18 protein-coding genes and 1 pseudogene are annotated in these 24,656 nt (G+C 70.1%); 11 read left to right on the plus strand and 8 right to left on the minus strand.

All coding sequences use genetic code 11. From position 1 onward, the window contains the following. Positions 1–882, minus strand: coding sequence for a biotin--[acetyl-CoA-carboxylase] ligase (locus ACFJGU_RS02965; RefSeq protein ID WP_382307514.1), 882 nt, complete (start codon positions 880–882; stop codon positions 1–3). A 148-nt stretch (positions 883–1,030) separates the two neighbouring features. On the opposite strand from ACFJGU_RS02965, the gene ACFJGU_RS02970 reads away from it, so the two are divergent. From ACFJGU_RS02970 to ACFJGU_RS02990, 5 genes are all read left to right on the plus strand, one after another. Beyond that, positions 1,031–2,602, plus strand: a complete 1,572-nt coding sequence (locus ACFJGU_RS02970; protein WP_092557157.1) for an acyl-CoA carboxylase subunit beta — start codon at positions 1,031–1,033, stop codon at positions 2,600–2,602. A gap of 193 nt (positions 2,603–2,795) precedes the next feature. Beyond that, complete coding sequence (locus tag ACFJGU_RS02975; RefSeq protein ID WP_382307516.1) at positions 2,796–4,517, plus strand: M1 family metallopeptidase; 1,722 nt, start codon at positions 2,796–2,798, stop codon at positions 4,515–4,517. Between the two features lie 102 nt (positions 4,518–4,619). Further along, the gene (locus ACFJGU_RS02980) at positions 4,620–4,979 is read left to right on the plus strand and encodes a response regulator (protein ID WP_382307518.1); all 360 of its coding nucleotides are present in this window, start codon (positions 4,620–4,622) and stop codon (positions 4,977–4,979) included. A 41-nt stretch (positions 4,980–5,020) separates the two neighbouring features. Continuing rightward, entirely contained in the window at positions 5,021–5,389 is a 369-nt protein-coding gene (locus ACFJGU_RS02985) for a response regulator (protein WP_382307520.1), read from the plus strand. Further along, positions 5,389–7,110, plus strand: a complete 1,722-nt coding sequence (locus ACFJGU_RS02990) for an ATP-binding protein (protein WP_382307522.1) — start codon at positions 5,389–5,391, stop codon at positions 7,108–7,110. The genes ACFJGU_RS02985 and ACFJGU_RS02990 overlap by 1 nt, the downstream gene beginning before the upstream one ends. Positions 7,111–7,126: 16 nt before the next feature. On the opposite strand, the gene galE is transcribed toward ACFJGU_RS02990, so the two are convergent. Beyond that, positions 7,127–8,098, minus strand: a complete 972-nt coding sequence (galE, locus tag ACFJGU_RS02995; protein WP_382307523.1) for a UDP-glucose 4-epimerase GalE — start codon at positions 8,096–8,098, stop codon at positions 7,127–7,129. 71 nt (positions 8,099–8,169) lie between these two features. Further along, complete coding sequence (locus ACFJGU_RS03000; RefSeq protein WP_382307525.1) at positions 8,170–10,686, minus strand: phosphatidylglycerol lysyltransferase domain-containing protein; 2,517 nt, start codon at positions 10,684–10,686, stop codon at positions 8,170–8,172. Between the two features lie 48 nt (positions 10,687–10,734). Between ACFJGU_RS03000 and ACFJGU_RS03005 the strand changes: the two genes are divergently transcribed. Continuing rightward, positions 10,735–10,980, plus strand: a complete 246-nt coding sequence (locus tag ACFJGU_RS03005) for an acyl-CoA carboxylase subunit epsilon (RefSeq protein WP_382307526.1) — start codon at positions 10,735–10,737, stop codon at positions 10,978–10,980. 220 nt (positions 10,981–11,200) lie between these two features. Here the strand turns inward: ACFJGU_RS03005 and ACFJGU_RS03010 are convergent, their stop codons facing one another. From ACFJGU_RS03010 to ACFJGU_RS03025, 4 genes are all read right to left on the minus strand, one after another. Further along, entirely contained in the window at positions 11,201–12,226 is a 1,026-nt protein-coding gene (locus tag ACFJGU_RS03010; protein ID WP_382307528.1) for a hypothetical protein, read from the minus strand. Next, a complete protein-coding gene (locus tag ACFJGU_RS03015) occupies positions 12,223–13,497 on the minus strand; it encodes an ATP-binding protein (RefSeq protein WP_382307530.1) in 1,275 nt (424 codons plus the stop codon). Before ACFJGU_RS03015 ends, ACFJGU_RS03010 begins: the two co-directional genes overlap by 4 nt. Next, positions 13,487–14,134: a response regulator gene (locus ACFJGU_RS03020; protein WP_382310239.1), complete on the minus strand. Its 648-nt coding sequence runs from the start codon at positions 14,132–14,134 to the stop codon at positions 13,487–13,489. Before ACFJGU_RS03020 ends, ACFJGU_RS03015 begins: the two co-directional genes overlap by 11 nt. Before the next feature lie 130 nt (positions 14,135–14,264). Continuing rightward, entirely contained in the window at positions 14,265–15,920 is a 1,656-nt protein-coding gene (locus ACFJGU_RS03025; RefSeq protein ID WP_382307532.1) for a class I SAM-dependent RNA methyltransferase, read from the minus strand. Positions 15,921–15,951: 31 nt separating this feature from the next. Here ACFJGU_RS03025 and ACFJGU_RS03030 point away from each other — a divergent pair, with 31 nt between their 5' ends. Beyond that, complete coding sequence (locus ACFJGU_RS03030; RefSeq protein ID WP_382307534.1) at positions 15,952–16,605, plus strand: Maf family protein; 654 nt, start codon at positions 15,952–15,954, stop codon at positions 16,603–16,605. Between the two features lie 79 nt (positions 16,606–16,684). Then, the gene (locus ACFJGU_RS03035; protein WP_382307535.1) at positions 16,685–18,478 is read left to right on the plus strand and encodes an acetyl/propionyl/methylcrotonyl-CoA carboxylase subunit alpha; all 1,794 of its coding nucleotides are present in this window, start codon (positions 16,685–16,687) and stop codon (positions 18,476–18,478) included. 93 nt (positions 18,479–18,571) lie between these two features. Here the strand turns inward: ACFJGU_RS03035 and ACFJGU_RS03040 are convergent, their stop codons facing one another. After that, on the minus strand, positions 18,572–20,008 hold the full coding sequence (locus ACFJGU_RS03040) for an NAD(P)H-quinone dehydrogenase (protein WP_382307536.1): 1,437 nt from the start codon (positions 20,006–20,008) through the stop codon (positions 18,572–18,574). 100 nt (positions 20,009–20,108) lie between these two features. Between ACFJGU_RS03040 and ACFJGU_RS03045 the strand changes: the two genes are divergently transcribed. The 3 genes and pseudogenes from ACFJGU_RS03045 to poxB all read left to right on the plus strand — a co-directional run bounded on the left by ACFJGU_RS03045 (position 20,109) and on the right by poxB (position 24,614). Beyond that, positions 20,109–20,942 (plus strand): purine-nucleoside phosphorylase, encoded by an 834-nt coding sequence (locus ACFJGU_RS03045; protein ID WP_382307538.1) that lies wholly within the window; start codon positions 20,109–20,111, stop codon positions 20,940–20,942. A gap of 110 nt (positions 20,943–21,052) precedes the next feature. Then, the gene (locus tag ACFJGU_RS03050; RefSeq protein WP_382310240.1) at positions 21,053–22,723 is read left to right on the plus strand and encodes a phospho-sugar mutase; all 1,671 of its coding nucleotides are present in this window, start codon (positions 21,053–21,055) and stop codon (positions 22,721–22,723) included. A 156-nt stretch (positions 22,724–22,879) separates the two neighbouring features. After that, positions 22,880–24,614, plus strand: a pseudogene (gene poxB, locus ACFJGU_RS03055) (ubiquinone-dependent pyruvate dehydrogenase). Positions 24,615–24,656 lie beyond the last annotated feature (42 nt).

Here is a 24,656-nt window from a genome sequence, read left to right on the forward strand (position 1 = left end):
TTACCGGGATCCTCCATTTGCCCTGTCGTCGTGCCGGAGATGCGTCACATCGCCCGCCGAGACCACGAGCGGCTCGTCGGCGTCGTCGAGATCGACCACGAGCCTCCCGGTCGGGTCGATCGATCGGGCCACCCCCGTGCGGAACACCCCGCCGGGGAGCTCCACCCGCACGACCCGGCCGAGGGTTCCGGTGATGCGCGCCACGTCGTCGAGCAGCCCGCTCGCCACCGGGTCGCCGTCGTGCGCCTTCCAGCGCTCGTAGAGCAGCCCGAGGTCGCGCAGGTAGCCGGCCATCACGGCATCGGGCGACGGATGCTCCACTCCGGCCACGAGCAGCGACGTCGACGTCTCGGTCGGCAGCTCCGACGCGGTGAGAGTGAGGTTGACGCCGGCACCGATCACGAGCCCCTGCCCGTTCGGCAGCAGCTCGCCCAGGATTCCCGACACCTTCTTCTCGCCGATCAGCACGTCGTTCGGCCACTTAAGGCTCACCGTCTCGTGCTCCAGCCGGTGCGCGGTGTGGATGCGCGCCGTCTGCACGAGGCCCGTCACCACCCGGGCCATCGCCACCCCGGACAGCAGCGGCAGGAAGCCGTAGCGGTCGAGCGGGATAGGGTCTCCGGATGCGCCGCGCGGCCGCAGCAGCACCGAGATCGCGAGCGCACGGCCGGGAGGCGCGGTCCAGACGCGGCCGAGCCGCCCGCGGCCCGACACCTGGTTGTCGGTGGCGACCACGGCGAGATCCGGCCACTCCGAAGCTGAGGGGCCGGTCGCCGCCATCACCAGCACGTCGTTCGTGGAACCGGCCTGCGGCATCCACTCCAGCCGGGGCACGACAGCGCGCGAGAGCGGAAGGGCGGGCGGATGCGCAGGCTTTTCCATGCGGCCAAGCTACCCGACGACCACCCGACGGCGGATCACCCGCGCACAAGCCCGCCGCGCGCATTTGTAGGGTTTCGTCAACGGGAAGCGCTGAGGGCTGGCCGGTAGAGTGAACCGCGTGACTGAAGATCTGACGACCGAGCCCGACATGTACACCACGGCGGGCAAGCTGGCCGACCTCAAGAACCGCTACCACGAAGCCGTGACGGCGTCGGGCGAAGCCGCCATCGAGAAGCAGCACAAGCGCGGCAAGAAGACCGCCCGCGAGCGCATCGAGCAGCTGCTCGACCACGGCTCCTTCGTCGAGATCGACGAGTTCGTGCGGCACCGCACCCACGCCTTCGGCATGGAGAAGTCGCGGCCCTACGGTGACGCCGTGGTCACCGGCACCGGCACCATCCACGGCCGCCAGGTCGCCGTGTACGCGCAGGACTTCACGATCTTCGGCGGCTCGCTCGGCGAGGTGGCCGGCGAGAAGATCATCAAGGTCATGGATCTCGCGCTCAAGACCGGCGTGCCCATCATCGGCATGCTCGACTCGGGCGGCGCGCGCATCCAAGAGGGTGTCGTGGCACTCGGCAAGTACGGCGAGATCTTCCGCCGCAACACGGCCGCGTCGGGCGTCATCCCGCAGATCTCTATCATCATGGGCCCGGCGGCCGGCGGCGCGGTCTACTCCCCCGCCCTCACCGACTTCGTCATCATGGTCGACAAGACCAGCCAGATGTTCGTCACCGGACCGGATGTCATCAAGACGGTCACCGGCGAAGACGTCGGCATGGAGGAGCTGGGCGGCGCGCTCACCCACAACAAGGTCTCGGGCGTCTCGCACTTCCTGGCCTCGGACGAAGACGACGCGCTCGACTACGCCCGCGCCCTGCTCAGCTACCTGCCCGACAACAACCTCGCCGAGCTCCCGGTCTACGACTCGAACGTCGAGCTCGAGATCACGGATGCCGACCGCAAGCTGAACACGATCGTCCCGGACAGCCCGAACCAGCCCTACGACGTGCACACCGTGATCGAGCACCTCGTCGACGACGGGGAGTTCCTCGAGACGCAGCCGCTCTACGCGCCCAACATCGTGGTGGGCTTCGCCCGCATCGAGGGGCGCTCGATCGGCATCGTCGCCAATCAGCCGTCGGCGATGGCGGGCACCCTCAACATCGAGGCCGGCGAGAAGGCGGCTCGGTTCGTGCGGTTCTGCGACGCGTTCTCCATCCCGATCCTCACCCTCGTCGACGTGCCCGGCTACCTGCCCGGTACCGACCAGGAGTGGACCGGCGTCATCCGCCGCGGCGCGAAGCTGCTCTACGCCTACGCCGAGGCCACCGTGCCGCTGGTCACCGTCATCCTGCGCAAGGCCTACGGTGGCGCGTACATCGTGATGGGCTCGAAGCAGCTGGGCGCCGACATGAACCTGGCCTGGCCCACCGCGGAGATCGCCGTGATGGGCGGGCAGGGTGCGGTGAACATCCTGTACCGGGGCGAGATCAAGCGAGCCGAGGAAGCGGGCGAGGATGTCGCGGCCGTGCGCACGAAGCTCGCGAACGAGTACACCTACAACGTCGCATCCCCGTTCCTCGCGGCCGAGCGCGGTGAGCTCGACGGCGTGATCGAGCCGGCTGCCACCCGGGTCGCGGTCACGAAGGCGCTTCGCGCATTGAAGACCAAGCGTGCCTCGCTGCCGCCCAAGAAGCATGGGAACATTCCGCTCTGATCTGGGGGCGAATGAGGGGGTGGATATTCGCACTCCCGCCTAAGGGTTGAGCGGAGCTCAAAGGCGGCGGGAGTGCGAATATCCACCCCCTCATTCGCGCGTTCGGGCAGGCGGGAGCGAGGGGTGCCCTAGCGGTGCTGTCGGCTGCGCCGATAGAGTCTCCCCACCGCCTCCACCCCTACGAAGGAGACCTGTGCCGACCTGCGAGCTCGCCGCCACCGGAATGGAGGCCGGGCTGCTGCTGCCGGCCGCCGTCATCGCTTTCGTGGGGATCGGGGTGGGCACCGCCGCCGTTCTGACCCGGAAGGGGAAGCGCAAAGCCGCCCTGTTGGGCGTCGTGCCCGTGCTCGTGGCGGGTCTCGTCGTGACGGGAACCCCCGCGCCCTCGTTCGCGAACGCGGGCTCCGGATGCGTCGCCGGGGCGCCCGGAGGTGGGTCCGAGCCTGTGGTCCCGCCGCCCGCACCTCCGGTGAACCCCTTCACGGCGGGCGCCGTCGGCATCGGCGACCCCTACTTCCCGCTCGACGGGAACGGCGGCTACGACGTGGCCGACTACGACCTCGACCTCTCTTACGACCCTGACACCGGTTCGATCAACGGCACGGCCACGATCAGCGCCACGGCCACGCAGAACCTGTCGGCCTTCAACCTCGACCTCGACGGTCTCACCGTGAGCTCGGTCGCGGTCGACGGCGCGCCCGCCACGTTCACCTCGGCGAGCACCCCGATCAGCATCGTCACCGGGCAGCCCCTGGTGGCGGGCAGCGGCGACGGCGAGGCGACCCCGCCCCGCACCGAGGTCACCGTGTCGCCGGCCGCCGGCATCCCGATCGGCGTGCCGTTCACGACGGTCGTGGAGTACGGCGGCGTGCCGACCACGATCGACGACGCCTACGGCATCTCCGGTGTCTTCCACCAGGCCGACGGCGGTGCGCTCATCGTCGGCCAGCCCCGAGTCGCCGCCACCTGGTTCCCGGCCAACGACCACCCCGCCGACAAGGCCACTCTCACGGTCACCATGTCGGCGCCTTCCGATCTCACCGTGGTCGGCAACGGCCACCTGGTGTCGCAGACCCCGGCCGGAGCGAACACCGAGTGGACCTGGCGCTCCGACCAGCCGATGGCTCCCTATCTCGCCACCGCCTCGATCGGCGACTACGAGCTCACCTCCTTCAGCCAGGACGGCATCGACTACTGGAACGCGATCGACCAGGATCTCAACGACATCCCCGCCGACGAGAACGACCCCACGGGCCCGAGCGCCGGCGAGGCAGCCGCGTCGATCTTCGCTGACGAGCCCGAGGTCATCGACTTCCTCTCCAGCGTCTTCGGGCCCTACCCGTTCACCGAAGCCGGCGGTATCGCCGCCGATCAGCCCGACCTCCAGTTCGCCCTGGAGAACCAGACCCGCCCGATCTACGGCGCGTGGGCCTTCACCAGCGTCGACGACCCGAGCGTGGCCGTGCACGAGCTCGCCCACCAGTGGTACGGCGACAGCGTGGCGATGCACCGCTGGAGCGACATCTGGCTCAACGAGGGCTTCGCGACCTACGCGGAATGGCTCTGGGCCGAGCACACGGGCGGAGACGACCCTGCCACGCAGGCTCAGGCCACCTACGACGGCATCCCGGCCGGCGACGAGTTCTGGACCGTCGAGGTCGCCGATCCGGGTTCGGCGAACATCTTCGCCGACGCCACCTACTACCGCGGCGCCATGACCCTCCAGGCCCTCCGCAACACGGTCGGCGACGACGCGTTCTTCGCGATCGTGCAGGGCTGGGCCACCGAGAACGCCGGCGGCAACGTCACCACGGAGCAGTTCGTCGACTACGCCGAACAGGTCTCGGGCCAGGACCTGACGGCACTGTTCGACACCTGGATCTACAGCACGGGCAAACCGGCCGTCGCTCCCTAGGCGAGGCGGAACGACGTCCGTTCGCAGAGCTGGCAGAATGTGACCAGACGTTCGATGCGGTGAGCTCCACCCCTGTCAGACCGCGCGTCACAGGAGTTCCCCATGGCAGCACACAGCCCCGCCCGCAACGCCCTCGTGGTCGACGACACCCCGGATCAGGCGGAGCTCGTCGAGCTTCTGCTCGAGCGGCTCGGCTACGTGGTGGTCACCGTGAACACGGCGGAGGCCGCCATCGCCGCCTACGCCGAACTCGAACCCCAGCTCGCCATCGTCGACCTGCTGCTGCCCGGGATCGACGGGTGGGCGCTCGTCACCGCGATGAAGCGCGACGTCCCCGAATGCCGGCTGCTCGTCACGAGCGTGCTCGGCCTCGAAGAGTATCCGGTGGTCGACGGCGTCCTGCCGAAGCCGTTCAGCGCAGCCGACCTGGCCGCCGAACTCGACCGGATGTTCGCTGCCTGAGCACCTGCCAGGGGCGCCGCGACAAGGGGGAAGACGAACATATGCGCGTATTGATCGCCGACGACGACCAGGATCTCTGTGATCTCGTCACCATCGCCATCGAGAGGGCGGGGTTCACCGTGGTGGCCGCGGTCGCCGATGGCGCCGCCGCCTGGAACGTGCTCCAGGAAGAGGAGGTCGATCTGGCCGTGCTCGACATCTCGATGCCCGAGCTCACGGGCCTCGAGCTCACCGAGAAGATCCGCGCCGACGACGAGCTACGCGAGCTCAGCGTTCTGATCATCACCGCCAACGTGCAGCCCAGCACCGCCGAGGCCGTGCATCTGGCCGGCGCCAACGGCCTGATCACCAAGCCGTTCGTGGTCATGGAGCTGGTCGCGTTCGTGCGCGACGTCGCCGAACGCCTCTGATGCCCACTGTCCGGGCACGCGTGACCCGCTTCCTCGACACCGCCGATCGTCCCGCGGTGAAGCAGGTCCCGTCTGCAGCCGCGTTCGTGCTGGCCAACGTCTTCATCCTCCTTCCCGGTCAGGTCGGCGCGATCCCCACGAACGTGGGCGCCCTCGTGGCAGCCGACGCCCTCGTGGCGGTGGCGACGCTGCTCGCCTTCCTGGTGCCGTGGGAGCGCCATGGTCGCCGCGTGCAGCTGGCCGTGCCCCTCCTGACCATCGCGGGCATGATCGTGCTCCGGCTGGCGACGGGCGGCGCCCAGTCGCCCTACGGTGGACTCCTGCTGATTCCGATCGTCTGGATCGCCTCGGAGCCCGGTCGCCGCTCGGTGGCCGTCGTTCTCGCGGCGGTCGCGGTGAACTTCGCCCTGCCGTACCTCGTCGGGCAATCCCAGGTCGGGGGCGCCCAGGATTGGATCCGGGTCGTCTTCTCCCCCATCACCTTCACGATCGCGGCGGCCCTGATCAACCAGCTCAGCGCCGTCTCCCGAGCGCGGCAGCGCAGAGCCGACGCCCTCCTCGCCGAACGTGACGACCTCATCGAGTCGCTGGCCGAGGCGGCGCGCGCAGCGGAACGCAGCACGCAGGAGGCCGCCGTGGCCTCCCGCCTGATGAACAGCGTGTGGGATGCCATAACGGAGCAGGCCATCATCGGAACCGATCTCGACGGGGTCATCGACGTCTGGAACGGCGGAGCGGCGCAGATGCTCGGCTACGGCGAGCAGCAGGCGCTCTCCGGGATGCGCATCGTCGAGTTGCACCTGCGCGAGGAGGTGCTGAGCGGAACCGCGCCCGGTGGTGGCACGTTCCCCGGCCGCTTCGCGGCCCTGACCGACGTCGCGCGCGACGGCAGCGCGGACGTGCGCGACTGGACCTACCGGCGGCGCGACGGTTCCACCTTCCCCGCCCTCGTCGCCACCACGCAGCGCACGGATGCGATGGGCCGTCCGTCGGGATTCATCTTCGTCGCCACCGACCAGACGAAGGCGAAGGAGATCGAGCGTCTGAAGGACGAGTTCTCCGGACTCATCTCCCACGAGCTCCGCACGCCGCTCAGCTCCATCCTCGGCTACGCGGAGCTGCTGCGCCTCGACGACGACCCTCCCCTCAGCGCTCCGCAGCAGAAATACCTCGGCATCGTCGAGCGCAATGCGAAGCGTCTGCTCCAGCTCGTCGGAGACCTCCTCTTCACCGCACAGGTCGAGGCCGGGCGGTTCTCCATCGAGTCGTCGTCGCTGGACGTCACGACTCTGCTCCGGGCCGCCGCCGACAGCGCGCGCCCCCAGGCGGAGAAGGCGGGTATCGAGGTCGAACTCGGACAGTATGACGCCCAGCTGCGGGTGAGCGCCGACCCGACTCGACTGAGTCAGGCGGTCGACAACCTGGTCAGCAATGCCGTGAAGTTCACCAAGCGCGGTGGCCGGGTCACCCTCTCGGCGCGTCGCGAGGGCGCTCGGATTCTGATCACCGTGACCGACACGGGCGTGGGCATCCCCGCCGACGAAGTCGACCGGCTGTCCGAACGCTTCTTCCGAGCCTCCACGGCCACCAAGAACGCGGTGCAGGGCGTCGGACTCGGCCTCACCATCACGAAGGCGATCGCCGCCGCCCATGGCGGGAACCTCACCATCGAGAGCGTCGAGGGCGAGGGCACCTCGATCACCATCGGGCTGCCGGGTTGACGCCGTGCGCCTCGTCCTAGGCCGAGGCTGCGGCGTGCTCCCTCGCGGCCCAGGCCGATTCCACCATGTCGTCGAGGGTGTGGCGCATGGCCCAACCGAGGTCGCGGGCCGCGAGTTCGCCTGAGGCGACGATGCGGGCCGGGTCGCCCGGGCGGCGCGGCGCGGCCTCGGGCTCGAAGGGGATGCCGGTGGCGGCCGCGACCGCGGTCATGATCTGCCGCACCGAGACGCCGTCGCCCGAGCCGAGGTTGTAGGCCGGGAGCAGGGATGCCCCCTCGTCGAGTTTGCGGGCCGCCTCGACATGGGCGAGCGCGAGGTCGGCGACGTGGATGTAGTCGCGCACGCAGGTGCCGTCGGGGGTGGGGTAGTCAGTGCCGTTGATCTTGGGCGTGCGTCCGGCGAGCAGGGCATCGAAGACCAGCGGGAAGAGGTTGTGCGGGCTGGTGTCGTAGAGGTCGAGACTGCCCGAGCCCACCACGTTGAAGTAGCGGAGGGACGTGTGACGGAGGCCCGCGGCGACACCCTGGTCGCGCAGCAGCCATTCGCCGATCAGCTTCGACTCGCCGTAAGGACTCTCCGGGTTCTTGGGGGTGTCCTCGGTCACGATGTCGGTGGGCGGGGTGCCGTAGACGGCGGCGCTCGAGGAGAACACGACGCGGTCGACGCCCGCTTCCTGCATCTCCTTCAGCAGCACGGCCGTGCCGGTCACGTTCTGCTCGTAGGTGTGCAGGGGCCGCTGCACCGAGACGCCCGCGTACTTGAATCCGGCGATGTGGATGACGCCGGTCACCCGGTGCTCGGCGAGAGTGCTTCGCACCAGCTCGGCGTCCAGGATGCTCCCCCGCACGAAGGGCACGTCGGCCGGCACGAACTCGGCATGGCCGCTCGAGAGATCGTCGAGGACCACGCACGCCATGTCCGCCTCACGCAGCGCCGCGACGACGTGCGATCCGATGTAGCCTGCTCCGCCGGTGACTAGCCAGGTCATGGGTTCCTCTCGATCGATGCCCAAGAGAAAACCCTACCGGCGGCCGGGGCTGCGTCGTCGCACGGGCCGCGTCAGCGCACCAGGGTGCGCACCAGCGACACGGCCTCCTTCGGCGACATCGACGGCAAGTAGGCCCGCCCGATCGCCCCGCCGATCGTCGGCAACGCCAACGGGTCGGGATAGGCCATATAGATCGTGGAATAGGTGGGGTTGAACTTCGCCTTGAACTTGAACAGCGACGAGAAGCCGTAGGCCGGCTCGAGGGTGCGCGCGAGGAAGTCGGAGAGCTCGGTCATCACGGTCGGTGCCGGCGGCTCCTCGCCCTTCGGCACGGGAGGCTGGGCGAGCGGCGCACCCGACAGGCTCAGCACCTCGACGCCGAGCTCCTTCATGTGCAGCGCCGACGAGGCGATGAGGTACTCCATCACGCCGGGCATCGACCCGTCGGCACGGCGCATGAAGTCGAGCGTGTAGCCCACGGCGACGCCGTCCCGGTACATCGGGAGCCAGCTGGTGACCGCCGCGATACGACCGTCGGCGTCGATCGCCAGCATGAGTGCGACATCCGGGTCTTTGATCTCCTCGAGGGCTCCGAGGGTGAAGCCCATCTCCGGCAGTTCCTTCTCCGACACCCAGGCCTCGGAGATGGCGTTGATCTGCGCCACCTTGGCCCGCGAGAGCTCGTCGTAGGTGGTCCAGACCGTCGTCATGCCCTCCCGCACGCCCTTGTTGAGCGACGAGCGCACGTTCTGCCACGCCTTGCCGGTCATCTCCAGGGTCTGGGGATGCATCAGCGTCTCCTCGCCCACCGACATCCACTGCCAGCCCATCCCCGCGAACACCGGGATGTACTGCTCGTGCACGCTGTAGAACACCGGCACCCAGCTGTGGGCGTCGCAGAACGTCACGAAGGCCTCGATCGTCTCCTTCTCGGCGCCCGGTCGGCACACCGGATCGGACATCGTGATGGCGACCCCGTTGATGACCCGGTAGGCGATGGCGGCATCCTGGGCCTCGTCGAACCAGTAGACGTTGCCGGGCCAGGTGGTCATCCAGCCGAGGGTTCCGCCGCCGCCCCGGCGGAGCAGGGCCCGGATGCGCTGATGGTCGCCCACCGTGACCGCGTGCTCGCTCGCCGTGAGCAGTTGGAAGGCCGCGACGGTGAAGATCGCCCAGAACACCGGTCCGATCCACTGGAAGAGGAACAGGGTGACACCCGACGACGGGATGAGCACGTCGCCCGTGATGCCCACGAGGGTCACCGGAAGGAATCGCCGCGGAAGGTCGAGCACCAGCTCGACGATGCTGGTGCCCGGCGGCGTGAAGCTGTCGAGCGTGAAGGCGCCGACCACGACGTTGATCAGCGACAGCGCGAGCAGGGCCCCGATCACCACCACGAGGAAGCGGATGAAGGCCTCCCGCGGCGCCCGCAGCGCGAAGCGCTTGCGCGTGACGAAGAGCAGGATGGCGACGGCGAGCGGAACGGCGACGGTCGAGCCGCCCCACACCACGTACTCACCGATGTCGATCGGCTCGAGCGGGGTGCTGTCGTCGACGGACACCGCCGACGCGAGCGTGAAGACGAGGCCCAGGAACACCAGGGCGAGCGCGATCATCGCGAGGTTGGTGACGATGCCGAGCCAGAGGGCGAAGCGCCGACCGCGACGGAGCCCCCAGGCCGAGACCAGCAGCAGCGCCAGAGGCACGAAGGTCTGCACCACGGGCCCCACCCCGCCGAGCGCCCCGAGCCGCCGGAAGTCGTCGCACACCCCGGTCGTCGCCGTGGCGCAGAAGGTCTTGATGTCGGCCGCGCTGGGGAAGATGTCGCCGTAGAGGCTTCCGGCGAGACCGAAGGCACCCGTGCCGTTCGGATTGAGCAGACTCACCAGCGGGCCGATCGCGGTGATCAGCACGACGGCCGCGATGAGCACCCGCACCTCGCCGAAGGAGCTGCGGAGGAACACCATTCCGCGCCGACGCCGCACGCTGAGGAAGTGGCCGATGACGAGACCGGCGATCGCCGCGATCAGCCGGTACACCGTGGAGGTGTCGCCGTCGTAGAGGGCGAACATGATGAGGAAGCCGAAGGTCACCAGGCGCACCCGGCGGCGCCAGAGCGGGCCCATGAACGAGCTCGCGGCCAGCAGCGAGCCCACGATCGGGGTGAGCGGATCGACGGTGAGGTCGAAACTCGTGCCATCGGCCCACCACTCGCCCGCGAGCGATCCGATCCACTGCACGATCACGCCGAGACCCACGCCGATCAGCCCGGTGACGAGGAACACGGGCACGAGCCGGCGCCGCCCGAGCAGTCGTTCGGCCACCCCGAGCAGCACGAGGGAGGCGAGGATGTCGCCCACCAGCTGGAACGGATCCCACGGGATGAACAGAGCGGTGAAGACGGTCCACCAGTTGCCCATGTCGACCACCGTGGTCACGCCCGCGGCCCAGGTGTTCTGGGTGACCTCGGAGGCCGGGCCGAAGAAGGTGCCGGTGACGAGCGCCGTCACGAGGATGAGCACCGCGAAACCGATGCTCAGAGGGATCGTGGCGAGATATCTCCCCGCGAACGTGATGGTCTTCCTCATGCCGACGATTCCCCTCTGATGCCAGGGTTCTAATGTAGCCTCGTCCGTGTGAACGACGAGGCTACGACATCCGCCGACGAACCCGCCCTCCAGGTGCTGACGAAAGCGGTCACCCCGGAGGAGCTGGCTGCCGTGACCGCGGTCGTCGAGTCCGCCGTGGCCGAAGAACTCGCCGAGCTTCACGACGACGTGCAGATCGGGCCGTCGGCCTGGGAGCGCAGCCAGCGTTCGATGCGCGGCCCCCTTCACCCGGGGCCTTCCGCTTGGCGCGGCTTCAGCGGCCAGCCTCGCTGATCGTTTTCTGAACGCTTGCTGGACGCCTTCGGAAAAATGTCCTCCGAAAGACCTACTGCGCGCCGAACCCGTGGGGGCCAGCATGGTGAGTGCTAGGTGTCTCTCTTTGAGTACATCGCCGGATGCAGGTCGACTAGGGTAAGCGGGCTTGCATTCCGGGGGCGAGTCAGGGCGATATTCGGGTTGTCGTCCTGACTCGAAAGCCTTCCGGGGGTCGAATTCATTCGGCCCCCGGTTCTTTTTCTGCCGGCCCACCGCTCCGCGGCACCTCGAGCCAGAGGTCGAGTTCCTCCTCCTCAGCGGGCGCCGCCGCGCGCAGCCCCACGATGGTCACGGCCACGTCCTCGTCGTGCTGCGCCGTGCGCACCACGACCCGGTCGGCCGTCGTCTCCCCGATCTCCTTCGCGATCACTGCGGTCACCCGGGCATGCTCCGTTCGGTCGAGGTCGTCGATGCCGCCGTCGTCCAGAAGGGTCACCTCCACGCCGCGTCGCCGTGCCGCGAGCGCCTCTCGGCGCACCGCGTCGTCGAGCAGACGCCGCCCCCGGATCTCGTCGCGCATCGCCGCTTCGAGGTGCAGGCACTCCTGCCGGTCCTGCTCGCTGAGCAATCCGTCGCTCGTGACGATCCGCCGCAGCATCGGCTCCACCATCCGGGTCATCTGCCCGAGTCTCACCCGGCGCTCGAAGTACTCGGCCTCCTCCTGGGCGTGCCACTCGGCGGCGCGCTGCTCGGCCCGCTCGAACAGCCGGGCGTCTCGCGAAGCCCGCACGATGGCCACCGTGGTGGCGTGCGCCACACCCACCCAGATGGGGCCGCCGATCACGCCGAGCGACGGCAGCTCGAAGATGTCACGCGACCACAGCAGCACGGTGAGGATCATGATCGCGATGCCGCCCCAGGCGAACCAGGGGCGCTGGCGCACCACGGTGATCGTCATCAGGGTGCCGACGGCGCCGATGATCCAGGTGGCGTAGCCGTTGTCGACGCGGGGATCGAGCTGCGTGAGCACGAGGATGAGGCCGACGGTGCAGACGGCCAGGTTGACCGCCGCCATCGGCAGCGGCATCCGGATCGATGGCGACGGCGCCAGGCTCAGGGCCGTCGCCGCCCCGTAGAGCGCCATCGCCACGACCGCGGGCCACGGAGACGGTGGCACGTCGAGGGAGTACAGCCCGAGCACGAGGTGATAGGCGGAGAAGATCGCGGCCAGTCCGACCAGCAGGATGCGCGGCATCGAGATCATGCCCCGACCTCCGTCGCGGAGGGTGCCGGCCAGGTGATCGCGATCGTCGTGCCGGCCCCGGGGATGGAGCGGATGTCGGTGGTGCCGCCGACCGCGTCCACGCGCTCCCGGATCGAGATGCGCACGCCGAGGCGGTCGGGCGGCACGGCGTCGACGTCGAACCCGGTGCCCGTGTCGGCCACCACCACGGTGACCTCGGGTCGCCCGGGCGTGCCGCGCCCGTGCACGGAGATGGTGCGCGCGGCGCCGTCGCCCGCGTGCTGGATGCTGTTGACGATCGCCTGCACCGTCGCCGAATAGAGGCCTTCCAGGACCCGGGCCGGCACCGTGCCTCCGAGGTCGCCGTCGACCGAGAACCCGATCTCGCCGGTGAGCGTCTCGGCCAGCGAACGCGACCGGTCGACCAGCACCGAGAGCGGGAGATCGGCGGAACCCTCGGACTCCGCGTCGACGCTCTGCAAGGCGACCAGGGCACGGCGCGCCATCTGGACGGCCAGTTCCCGGTCGTCGGCCGTGCGGCTGCGCGAGGCGGCGAGCAGGGTGGAGAGCACCCGGTCATGGATCACGGTGTCGACCCGGGTGCGCTCCTGTTCGGCGGCGTGCCGCTTGGCGGCATCCGCGTATCGGCGCACGGCGGTGCTCTGCGCCTCGTCGACCTGGCTGGCGGTGGTGCGGAGGGCCGTGATCACCATCACCACGAACGAGCCCAGCAGCAGGGCGTAGACCGCGTCGAGCAGTGCGAGCTCCCACGGCGCGCCGCCCCCGGCCGGAAGCACGCGCAGCACCGCGAAGATCGCGGGCACGGCGATGGTGTAGGCGGCCGCCCAGAAGGTGGGGAAGGAGATGCCCGCCGCGCCGATCGCCACGATCACGATGTACCAGAGCCAGGGCTGCGTGCCGAGGGCCGCCGTGGGGCTGCGCACGGCCAACGGCCAGAGCACGAGCGTCACCACGAAGACGCACGCCACCACCCCCATGCTGATCCGCACCCCGCGGCCGGCGAGCGAGCAGATGAAGGCGACGCCGATCGACCCGAACAGCGCGATGGACACCGCCCACGCCCACTCGGGCCGGAGGGTGGCGGCCGACTCGTTGAGCACGGGAATGGACAGCAGGGCGAAGACGAACCCGAAGAGTCCCTCGAGGCGCGCCAGGGTCGAGTCGATCTGCGCCCGGCTGAGCGGTGGCCTGGGGCCCGGCACCGCACCCCGCCACTGCCCGCCGCGCGATCCGCGCGCCTCGCGCGTCGTGGGGGTGGGGCTATTCGACATGTCCGTGTTCGTCGAGGGCGAGGATGCCGTCCTCCACCGCCCGGCGCAACAGCTCCACCTTCGAGCGGGCGGGCCGGCCCACCTCCACGTACTTCGCGCGGATGCGGTCGAGGTATTCCTTCGCCGTCGACACCTTGATGTTGAGCTTCAACGCCACCTGCGAGAGCGGCAGCCCGCTCGCGTAGAGGTGCAGCACGTCGCGTTCGCGCTGGGCCAGCTGGGCCTTGCCGAACTCGCGGTCGGCGTCGATCGCGCTGGCCCACTCGAGGTTGTTGAGCACGTCGCCGCGCGCGACGGCGGCGATGGCCGCCATCACGGTGCTGGTGGCCGCGGACTTCGGGATGACGCCCGCGGCACCCGCGGCGAGCGCCTCGCGCACGAGCCCCACCCGGTCGGCGATGCTGTGCACGAGCACCGCGGCGCCCATGGACCGCGCGTGCTGCACGTTCTCGGTCACCGTGAAGTCGTCGCCGAGGCTGAGGTCGAGCACGACGACGTCGCAGCTGCGCCCGGCGAGGGCGACCCAGAGCTCGCTCACCGAGGGGCAGGCGGCCACCACGTCGTAGCCGGCCTCGCGGCAGGCGGCGCGGATGCCGAGGCGTACCGACTCGTGATCGTCGACGATCGCGACCTGCACGGTGCGGTCGGGACGGACGGTCGCATCCGCATCCGTTGCCGCCCCGTCGCTGTCGTCGTGCACCGTTCACCCCTCGCGAAGACTGGCCCTCAGTCTACGGCGGCGGCTCTCCGGTGCGCACCGGTGCGGTTCACGCCTTGACGAGCACCCCGATGGTCTCCAGATGATGCGTGTGCGGGAAGAGGTCGTAGGCGCGCACGGCGTCGAGCTCGTAGCCGCCCTCACGGAACAGGGCCACGTCGCGCGCGAACGCCACCGGATCACAGGCCACGTAGACCACCTGGGCGACGTCGAGGCGCACGAGCGACCCGACGACCTCTTTACCGGCACCGGATCGCGGCGGATCGATCACCATGGTCGCGGCTTCGAGTCGGCGGCGGTCCTCGGCACCCGCGAGCTTCTCGAGCTCGAGGAGGTAACGGTCCACACGACCCGTCACGGCGCGGGCGCCGATCCACTCGGCCAGGTTCTCGGCGGCGTGGTCGGTGGCCGTCGGATCGCTCTCGACGCTCGTGATGCGGGTGGCGGGCCCGAAGCGGTCGCCGATCGCGGCGGCGAGCAGGCCCACGCCCCCGTAGAGGTCGTGGTTCGCCGCGCGCGGGTCGAAGAGGTCTGCGCGCGTCAGTTCGCCGACCGCCTTCGACAGAGTGCGGGCGGCGTCGCGGTGCACCTGCCAGAAGCCGTTCTCGGCCAGGCGGAACTCGCGCTCGCCGACGCGCTCGACGATGGCGGTGGGGGCGTCGGCGGGAGCGGTTCCGGATGCGCGGGGTGCGGTGGTGCCCGGTCCGGCCGAGCGGGAGTCGGCCCGGCCGCCGCGGGCTGAGGTCGCGGACGGCGCATCGTCGGCCAGTCCGTCATCCGCCCACCCGGACCGGCCGCGCCTTCCGCCCTGGCCGGACGGGGTCGCGTCCGCCCTGCCACCTCGACCGCCGCGGCGGTCTCGACCGGCCGCACCGCGCCCGGCACCGCGCGCACCGTCGCGTCCGCGGCCGCCGGTCTTCGAGCGCTCGGCGGGCACGAGCGAGACCCGAAGCTCCCCACCCGCCGTCTCGACGAACTCCACCGCGGCCGCACCCTGGGCGTCACCGCGGAGCGCGTGCGCGATCTCGCGCGCCTCGGCCTCGATGGCCTCGGTGGCGAGGGGCAGGTCGTCGACGGGGATGACGGTGTGCGATCGGGCTGCGTAAGGCCCGATCCGCCCGTCCGGACCCACATGCAGCCGCACCCGCGTGCGCCACCGCGTGCCGGGCTCCCGCCGCGCGCGTGTCTCGTCGGCGGCGGCACCACCCGCGGCGGTGCCATCTCGATGGAGGTTGCCGCCAGCCGCGCGCCACGATCCATCCGGATGCGACGACTCACCGCGTTCTCCATCCAGTTCGAGCCGCCGGTCGGCCTCCGCATCCGCGCCGATCGGCTCCACCTCGACGGCGCGCTCGATCCGGCCGAAGCGGCGCAGGGCATCCGTCAGCACCTGCGACTTCAGCGAGCGCTGACGATCCAGCGCGATGTGACCGAACTCGGCCCCACCGGCGCGCTCTTCGGGTGCGCGCTCCAGCCCGGCGGCGGCCCACACATGCGGACGGCGGTCGGGCGATGCGGTCAGCACCTCCACGGTGTCGGCCCGCCAGAACGACGCCTTGCTGTCGTCGGCGATGCGGGCGAGCACCCGCTCGCCCGGGATCGCGTCGGCGACGAAGACCACGCGGCCGTCGAGTCGCGCCACCGTGACCCCGCCGTGGGCTACATTGTCGATGTCCAGCTCGACGAGCTCGTTCTGGTGATCCATCCCCCGAGCATTTCACAGCAAAGGCGGACCCGTGCGTCTCTACCTCGCCTCCACCTCCCCCGCCCGGCTCGCGCTGCTGCGCCAGATCGGCATCGAGCCGGTGATCGTTCCCTCCGAGGTCGACGAGGACGCCGCGGTCGAACGCGCCGTCGCCGCGAACGGACCACTGACGGCGGATGCGATGGTGCAGCTCCTCGCCGAGGCGAAAGCCGAGGCGGTCGCCGCGCCGGGCGTGCTGCCCGACGGGTCGCCGATCGACGGATTCGTGCTCGGGGGCGACTCGGCGTTCGAGCTCGACGGCGTGGCCTATGGCAAGCCGCACCGGCCGGAAGTGGCCCGGGAACGCTGGCTCGCCCAGCGCGGCCGCACGGGCGTGCTGCACTCCGGCCACTGGCTGGTCGACCACCGCGGCGGCGTGCGCCACGGGGCGGCCGGCCGCACGGATCACGCCGAACTCACCTTCGCCGACGACATCACCGACGCCGAGATCGACGCCTACGTCGCGTCGCGGGAGCCCCTGCTCGTGGCGGGGGCCTTCACCATCGACGGGCTGGCCGCCCCCTTCATCCGCACCATCACCGGCGCTCCCTCAGCCGTGATCGGCATGTCACTCCCCGTGGTCCGCGACCTCCTCCACGACTTCGGCGTCGACTGGACATCGTTCTGGGAAACGCCCCTGTTGTAGACACTGCGACCAGTTCGGGCGTCATTTTTGTGCCTACATGCCAATTGGGCGATGGGATGCCGCAATAGGCTGGGTCATTATGCCGCGTATCACCAAGGTCCTCATCGCCAATCGTGGCGAAATCGCCGTTCGAGTCATCCGTGCAGCCCGTGACAGCGGAATCGCGTCTGTGGCGGTCTACGCCGACCAGGACCGGGATGCGTTGCACGCCCAGTTGGCCGACGAGTCGTACGCCCTCGACGGCACCACGAGCGCCGAGACCTACCTGGTGATCGACAAGATCCTGTCCGTCGCCCGCCGGTCGGGTGCCGATGCCGTGCACCCGGGCTACGGGTTCCTGGCCGAGAACGCCGACTTCGCGCGCGCTGTCATCGACGCCGGCCTCACCTGGATCGGCCCCTCACCCGAGGCCATCGAGAAGCTCGGTGACAAGGTCTCCGCGCGCCACGTGGCCGAGAAGGTCGGGGCGCCGCTGGCTCCCGGCACCATCGATCCCGTCTCCGGCGCCGAGGAGGTGCTGGAGTTCGTGGCCGAGTACGGCCTGCCCGTCGCCATCAAGGCGGCGTTCGGTGGAGGCGGCCGCGGCCTCAAGGTCGCCCGCACCATCGACGAGGTGCCCGAGATGTTCGAGTCGGCCACCCGTGAGGCGATCGCGGCCTTCGGCCGCGGCGAGTGCTTCGTCGAGAAGTACCTCGACCACCCGCGTCACGTCGAGACACAATGCCTCGCGGATGCCTACGGCAACGTCGTCGTCGTGTCCACCCGCGACTGCTCGCTGCAGCGTCGGCACCAGAAGCTCGTCGAGGAGGCCCCCGCGCCTTACCTCAGCGCCGAGCAGACCGAGCTGCTCTACACCTCGTCGAAGGCGATTCTCAAAGAGGTCGGCTACCTCGGCGCCGGCACCTGCGAGTTCCTCGTGGGCAAGGACGGCACCATCTCGTTCCTCGAGGTGAACACGCGACTGCAGGTGGAGCATCCGGTCTCCGAAGAGGTCACCGGCATCGACCTCGTGCGGGAGCAGTTCCGCCTGGCCGAGGGCGGAACACTCGACTACGCCGACCCCGTGCCGCACGGCCACTCTTTCGAGTTCCGTATCAACGGAGAGGACCCGGGCCGGTCGTTCCTGCCCTCCCCCGGGCCGATCCACGTCTTCAAGCCCGCCGGTGGTCCCGGCGTGCGCGTCGACTCCGGTGTGCAGGCCGGTGGCGTCATCTCCGGCGCCTTCGACTCCCTGCTCGCCAAGCTCATCGTGACCGGGGCGACCCGCGAGGATGCGCTCGACCGCGCCCGCCGCGCCCTCGACGAGTTCGAGGTGGCGGGCCTGCCGACCGTGCTGCCCTTCCATCGCGACGTCGTGCGCAACGAGGCCTTCGCGCCCGCCGATGGCGAGCCCTTCGGCATCTACACGCGCTGGATCGAGACCGAGTACGAGAACCCGGCCGAGCCGTGGAGCGGCTCCCTCGAGGACGCCGCGCCGGCCGCCGAGCGCCGCACCGTCATCGTCGAGGTCGACGGCAAGCGCGTGGAGGTGGCGCTCCCCTCCCGGCTCGTCGCCGCCGGCGCCCGCGCCGCCGGTCACGGGACACCGGGCGGACGCACCATCGGCGCCCCGCCGAAGCGCCGCGGAGCATCCGCCGCCGCCCTCTCCACCGCCACGGGCGACTCCGTGAAGGCCCCCATGCAGGCGACCGTCGTGAAGATCGCTGTCGAGCCGGGCGACAAGGTCGTGAAGGGCGACCTGGTACTGGTTCTCGAGGCCATGAAGATGGAGCAGCCCATCACCGCGCACAAAGACGGCACCATCGGCAACATCTCGGCCACGGTCGGCTCGACCGTCTCCTCAGGACACGTCCTGCTCGACATCTCGGCCTGACCCCGGCATACCGTTCAGAATCGCAAACGTCGCCCCAATCGCCGCCTATACGGGCGAGGTCGGAGCGACGTTTGCGTTTTCAGACGCGCAGCGTCAGAGAACGATGTGCATGGCGCGGGCGGCGTCGGAGATGCTGCCGGAAAGGCTCGGGTAGACGGTGAAGGCGCGGGAGACCTGGTCGACCGTGAGACGGTGCTCGACCGCCAGGGCGATCGGGAAGATGAGTTCCGACGCGTTCGGCGCCACGACGACACCGCCGATGACCGTCCCCGACCCGGTGCGCGCGAACAGCTTCACGAAGCCGTCCTTGATGCCCATCATCTTGGCGCGCGGGTTCGAGGAGAGCGGAAGCTTGTAGATGTCGCCCTGGGCGATGCCCTCTTCGATCTGCCGCTGGGTCCATCCGACGGTCGCGATCTGCGGCTGGGTGAAGATGTTCGAGGCCACGTTGCGGAGCTCGGTCGGGTTCACGGCGTCGCCCATCGCGTGGAACATGGCCGTGCGCCCCTGCATCGACGCGACGGATGCCAGCGGCAGGAAGGTCGTGCAGTCACCCGCTGCGTAGATGTTCGGCGCGCTCGTGCGGGCCACCCGGTTCACCCGGATGTGCCCGGAGTCGCTGAGCTGAACGCCTGCGGACTCGAGCCCGATGCCCTTGGTGTTCGGGATCGACCCGACCGCCATCAGGCAGTGCGTGCCCTCCACCTTCGTGCCGTCGGAGAGCGTCGCCACCACACCGTCGGCCGTGCGCTCCACCGAGTCGGCGCGCGACTTCGAGAGCACCGTCATGCCGTTGCGTTTGAAGACGTTCTCGATCACGGCGGCCGCATCCGCGTCCTCGCCCGGCAGCACCTGGTCGCGCGAAGAGATCAACGTCACCTTCGAGCCGAGCGCGGTGTAGGCGGAGGCGAACTCGGCACCGGTGACACCCGATCCGACCACGATGAGCCGCTCGGGGATCGACGTGAGGCTGTAGAGCTGCGTCCAGGTGAAGATCCGCTCCCCGTCGGGAACGGCGGACGGCAGGATGCGCGGACTGGCACCCACGGAGACGACGATGGTGTCGGCGTCGATCTGGTCGAAGTCGGTTCCCTCGGGGCCGGCGGCCGTGGAGACGATGACGGAGTCGGGTCCGTCGAGCCGCCCGTGCCCCTGCACGATCTTGACGCCGGCGCGGATGAGGTTCGCCCGCATGTCCTCGGACTGCTGCCGCGCGAGACCGAGCAGCCGCTTGTTCACGGCGGCGAGGTTCACCGCGACCTCGGGACGCACCGGGCGCCCGGTCTCGGTGCGGCTGAAGAACTGCACGCCCAGGTCGGCGGCCTCCCCGATGGCGTTGGTGGCCTCGGCCACGGCGATGAGCGTCTTCGACGGCACGACGTCGGTCAGCACGGCCGAGCCGCCCACCCCGACCTGCTCCACGAGCGTGACGTCGCCGCCGAGCTGCGCTCCGGCGATCGCGGCGTCGTATCCGCCGGGCCCTCCGCCGACGACGGCGATCCTCTGCTTGCGCTCGAACTCATTGCCCATGACGTCATTCTCGCGTAGCCGCGCATCCCCACCAAACCAACCGGGAGTGAACGCCTGGCCGACTCGGCGCGAAAGCTGCTCGATTGAATAGAGTGGGTGGATGGCGACACCTGCACAGAACCCCCTCGATCTGCCCGACACCGACCCGTTCGAGGTGGCCGATGCGGCCGCCGCGCAGATCGCGGAACTCACCGGAGTCGCACGCCACGACGTCGCGCTCACCCTCGGAAGCGGTTGGGGCAAGGCCGCCGATCTCCTCGGTGAGACGGTCGCCAGCATCCCGGCCACGGAGGTCGTCGGCTTCGGCGAGCCCGCCGTGCCCGGCCACGTCGGGTCGCTGCGCTCCATCCGCCTGCCGAACGGCAAGCACGCGCTCGTGATCGGCGCCCGCACTCACTACTACGAGGGCCACGGAGTGCGCCGCGTGGTGCACAGCGTGCGCACGGCCGCCGCCACGGGCGCCTCGGTCATGGTGCTGACGAACGGCGCGGGCGGCATCAAGGAGACCTGGACCCCGGGCACCCCGGTGCTGATCAGCGACCACATCAACCTCACCGCCGACTCCCCGCTCGAGGGCGCCACCTTCATCGACCTCACCGACCTCTACTCGAAGCGGCTGCGCGACGTCGCCCGCGGCGTCGACCCGTCACTCGACGAGGGCGTGTACGTACAGTTCCGCGGCCCGCACTACGAGACCCCGGCCGAGGTACAGATGGCGAAGACCATCGGCGGCCACATCGTGGGCATGTCGACGGCGCTCGAGGCGATCGCCGCCCGGCAGGCGGGTCTGGAGATCATCGGCTTCTCGCTCATCACGAACCTCGCGGCCGGCATCCAGAAGACCCCCCTCTCCCATGCCGAGGTGATCGAGGCCGGCAAGAACGCCGAGGGCGTGATCGGCGACCTGCTCGCCCGCGTCGTGACGGCCCTGTGACGGCGACGTCGAGACAGCATCCCGTGAGCGAGTACCGCGAGTCCCCCGCCGGCGGGAGCGACGACCTGCCCAACGACGTCGAGCGCCTGGCCGAAGCGGCGGTGGCGTGGATGGCGCAGGATCCGGATGCGGAGACGCGCGCCGAACTCGGCTCCCTCCTCGAATCGGTCGGGTCGAGCGATCCCGAGGCCCTGGCCCAGTTGCGGTCCCGCTTCGGCGAGCGCCTCGCCTTCGGCACCGCGGGTCTCCGCGGTGAGCTGGCGGCCGGCCCGAACCGGATGAACCGGGTGCTCGTGGGCCAGGCGGCCGCAGGTCTCGCCGCCTTCCTCGTGGAGCGCGCGCATCCGGGAACCCGTCCGTCGATCGTGATCGGCTACGACGGCCGCAAGAACTCCCGCGTCTTCGCCACCGATACGGCCGAGATCATGGCCGGAGCCGGCGTGCGCGCCGTGGTGCTGCCGCGCCTGCTGCCCACGCCCCTCGTGGCCTTCGCGGTGCGCGACCTCGGCGTGAGCGCCGGCGTGATGGTGACCGCGTCGCACAACCCGCCGCGCGACAACGGCTACAAGGTCTACCTGGGCGACGCCGACGAGGGCTCGCAGATCGTGCCGCCGGCCGACGCGGAGATCGCGGCGCACATCCTGCGCGTGGCGGAGACCATCGCGCTCCCCGACGTGCCGCGGTCGCAGGACCATGAGATCGCCGACGAGGGCGTCGTGGAGCGCTACGTCGCCGCCGCTGCGCGCCTCGCGTCCGCGCCGACCCGCACGGGAGCGGATGGCGGCTCGCCCCTTTCCGTCGTCTACACCGCCATGCACGGCGTCGGCTGGGAGACCTTCGCCCGGGTGCTCGACGCGGCCGGCTTCCCCCGGCCCGAACTCGTGGCGCAGCAGATCGCGCCCGACGCCGCCTTCCCGACCGTCTCGTTCCCGAACCCCGAGGAGCCGGGCGCCCTCGACCTCTCCTACGAGACCGCACGCGCCGCGCACGCCGACCTCATCGTGGCGAACGACCCCGACGCCGACCGGCTGGCCATCGCCGTGCCCGACGAGCGCGAGTCCGAAGGCTTCCGCCGCCTCACCGGCAACGAGGTGGGGCAACTGCTCGGCTGGCAGGCCGCCGAGGCCGCGGCCTCCCGACCCGGCGGCGCGACCGGCGCGACGTTGGCGTGCTCGATCGTCTCCTCGCCCGCCCTCGGCGTCGTGGCGGAGGCGTACGGACTCGGCTGGGTGGAGACGCTCACCGGCTTCAAGTGGGTCTCCCGCGCGCCCGGCCTCGTGTTCGGATACGAGGAGGCCCTCGGCTACCTCGTGAACCCCGAGACGGTGCGCGACAAAGACGGCATCTCGGCCGCGATCGCGTTCCTCTCGCTCGCGCGGGAGCTCGCGGCATCCGGTCGCACGATCGCCGACCGGCTCGACGAGTTCAGCGAGCGGTTCGGGCACTACGGGTCGGCGCAGATCTCTCTGCGGGTCACCGACCTCTCCGAGATCGACCGCGTGATGACGCGACTGCGGACCTCCCCGCCGAGCGACATCGGCGGCCTCCCCGTGGAGCGGATCGACGATCTGAACCACACTGACGGAGCAATTCCCGCGAGCGATGTGCTGCGGATCGCGCTGCCGGGCGCCCGGGTGATGGTGCGCCCGAGCGGCACGGAGCCGAAGCTCAAGATCTACCTCGACGCCTGGAGCACCCGGGGCGGGCTCGGCGAGCGGCGCGACGCCGTGGTCGAAGTGCTGCAGAAGCTCGAGGGCGGGATGCGGGACCGCATCTCCTGAGCCGAGTGGGCGCGGGCCGGTCCGCGCGGCCGTGTCGATTGGGGCGGTCGGGGCGGTCGGCCGACCGCGCCAGGTGCCGCGAGGGCCACCCGCCCGAGGCCGGCCGCGAGTAGCGTGGAGGGCGTCCGACGCCAGAATCACGGAACGGGGTCCACCATGCCGACAGTCGCCGACACCATCGTCGAGATCATCGCGGATGCGGGGGTGCAGGGGGTCTACGGATTGCCGGGCGACTCGCTGAACGGGTTCACGGATGCCATCCGCCGCAACGACGCGGTGGCCTGGGAGCACGTGCGGCACGAGGAGGCGGCAGCGTTCGCGGCCGCGGCCGACGCAGCGCTGACGGGCGACCTCGCCGTGTGCGCCGGCAGCTGCGGCCCGGGCAACCTGCACCTGATCAACGGTCTCTTCGACGCCAATCGCAGCCGGGTGCCGGTGCTCGCGATCGCGGCGCACATCCCGGCGGCGGAGATCGGGAGCGGCTACTTCCAGGAGACGCACCCACAGGAGCTGTTCCGCGAGTGCAGCGTCTACGTCGAGATGGTGAGCGTGCCCGAGCAGCTGCCCCGGGTGCTCGAGATCGCGATGCGCACGGCCATCGAGAAGCGCGGGGTGGCCGTGGTGGTCGTGCCGGGCGAGATCTTCCTCACGGCGAGCGCCGGTCGGGCGAAGTCGGCCCCCATCGTGCCGACGCGGAGCGTGGTGCGGCCGGATGACGCGTCGCTCGCCGCCGCGGCCGACATCCTGAACTCGGCGAAGAAGGTGACGATCCTGGGCGGCGCGGGCACCGAGGGCGCGCACGCGGCGGTGCTGGAGATCGCGGGCCGGCTGGAGGCGCCGATCGTGCACGCGCTGCGCGGCAAGGAGTTCCTGGAGTACGACAACCCCTACGACGTGGGCATGACCGGTCTGCTGGGGTTCGCCTCCGGATACCGCGCCATGGAGAGCTGTGACGCCCTGCTCATGCTCGGCACCGACTTCCCCTACCAGCAGTTCTATCCGTCGAAGGCGAAGATCGTGCAGGTCGACATCCGCGGCGAGCAGCTGGGGCGACGCACTCCCATCGATCTGGGGTTGGTCGGAGACGTCGGCGACACGATCGCCGCCCTCCTCCCCCCTGCTGACGCAGAAGAAGAGTTCGAAGCACCTCGAATCGTCGCGCGCGCACTACGCGAAGTCGCGCAAAGAGCTCGACGGGTTGGCCGACAACGACCGCAATCGTGAGCCGATCCATCCGCAGTATTTGACACGGTTGGTGAGCGAGCTGGCGACGCCCGATGCCGTCTTCATCCCGGATGTCGGCTCCCCCGTCGTGTGGGCGGCCCGCTATCTCGAGATGAACGGATCGCGGCGGCTGATCGGCTCGTTCAGCCACGGCACCATGGCCAATGCGCTGCCCCAGGCCATCGGGGCGCAGACGGCGTTCCCGGGTCGGCAGGTGATCGCGCTCTCGGGCGACGGCGGGCTCGCCATGCTGTTCGGCGAGCTCCTGACCGTGCGGCAGAACAAGCTGCCGGTGAAGATCGTGGTGTTCAACAACTCCTCGCTCAACTTCGTGGAGGTGGAGATGAAGGCCGCCGGCTTCGTGAACTACGGCACCGGGCTCGACAACCCGAACTTCGCGGACGTCGCGAACGCCCTCGGCATCCACGGCCAGCGGGTGGAGAAGCCCGACGACCTCCGCGGCGCTCTCGAGACGGCATTCGCGCACGACGGGCCCGCCTTGATCGACGTGGTGACCGCGCGGCAGGAGCTCTCCATCCCACCGGCGATCACGGCCGGACAGGTGAAGGGCTTCACGCTCTACGCCATGCGCACGATCCTCTCGGGGCGCGGCGACGAGCTCGTCGACCTCGCCGACACGAACGTCTTCCGACGCCTCTTCGACTGAGCCCACTTCTTGCCCCGTCCCGCCCCTGAAACCCGCGTTTTA

It is taken from the genome of Herbiconiux sp. UC225_62 (genome assembly GCF_042694625.1).
GTDB lineage: Bacteria > Actinomycetota > Actinomycetes > Actinomycetales > Microbacteriaceae > Herbiconiux.

Excerpts from the sequence above, each read along its gene's own strand:
- ACFJGU_RS02965 (WP_382307514.1), bottom strand. The coding sequence starts at position 882 with ATGGAAAAGCCTGCGCATCCGCCCGCCCTTCCGCTCTCGCGCGCTGTC.
- ACFJGU_RS02970 (WP_092557157.1), top strand. The coding sequence starts at position 1,031 with ATGTACACCACGGCGGGCAAGCTGGCCGACCTCAAGAACCGCTACCAC.
- ACFJGU_RS02980 (WP_382307518.1), top strand. The coding sequence starts at position 4,620 with ATGGCAGCACACAGCCCCGCCCGCAACGCCCTCGTGGTCGACGACACC.
- ACFJGU_RS02985 (WP_382307520.1), top strand. The coding sequence starts at position 5,021 with ATGCGCGTATTGATCGCCGACGACGACCAGGATCTCTGTGATCTCGTC.
- ACFJGU_RS02990 (WP_382307522.1), top strand. The coding sequence starts at position 5,389 with ATGCCCACTGTCCGGGCACGCGTGACCCGCTTCCTCGACACCGCCGAT.
- galE (WP_382307523.1), bottom strand. The coding sequence starts at position 8,098 with ATGACCTGGCTAGTCACCGGCGGAGCAGGCTACATCGGATCGCACGTC.
- ACFJGU_RS03000 (WP_382307525.1), bottom strand. The coding sequence starts at position 10,686 with ATGAGGAAGACCATCACGTTCGCGGGGAGATATCTCGCCACGATCCCT.
- ACFJGU_RS03010 (WP_382307528.1), bottom strand. The coding sequence starts at position 12,226 with ATGATCTCGATGCCGCGCATCCTGCTGGTCGGACTGGCCGCGATCTTC.
- ACFJGU_RS03015 (WP_382307530.1), bottom strand. The coding sequence starts at position 13,497 with ATGTCGAATAGCCCCACCCCCACGACGCGCGAGGCGCGCGGATCGCGC.
- ACFJGU_RS03025 (WP_382307532.1), bottom strand. The coding sequence starts at position 15,920 with ATGGATCACCAGAACGAGCTCGTCGAGCTGGACATCGACAATGTAGCC.
- ACFJGU_RS03035 (WP_382307535.1), top strand. The coding sequence starts at position 16,685 with ATGCCGCGTATCACCAAGGTCCTCATCGCCAATCGTGGCGAAATCGCC.
- ACFJGU_RS03040 (WP_382307536.1), bottom strand. The coding sequence starts at position 20,008 with ATGGGCAATGAGTTCGAGCGCAAGCAGAGGATCGCCGTCGTCGGCGGA.
- ACFJGU_RS03045 (WP_382307538.1), top strand. The coding sequence starts at position 20,109 with ATGGCGACACCTGCACAGAACCCCCTCGATCTGCCCGACACCGACCCG.
- ACFJGU_RS03050 (WP_382310240.1), top strand. The coding sequence starts at position 21,053 with ATGGCGCAGGATCCGGATGCGGAGACGCGCGCCGAACTCGGCTCCCTC.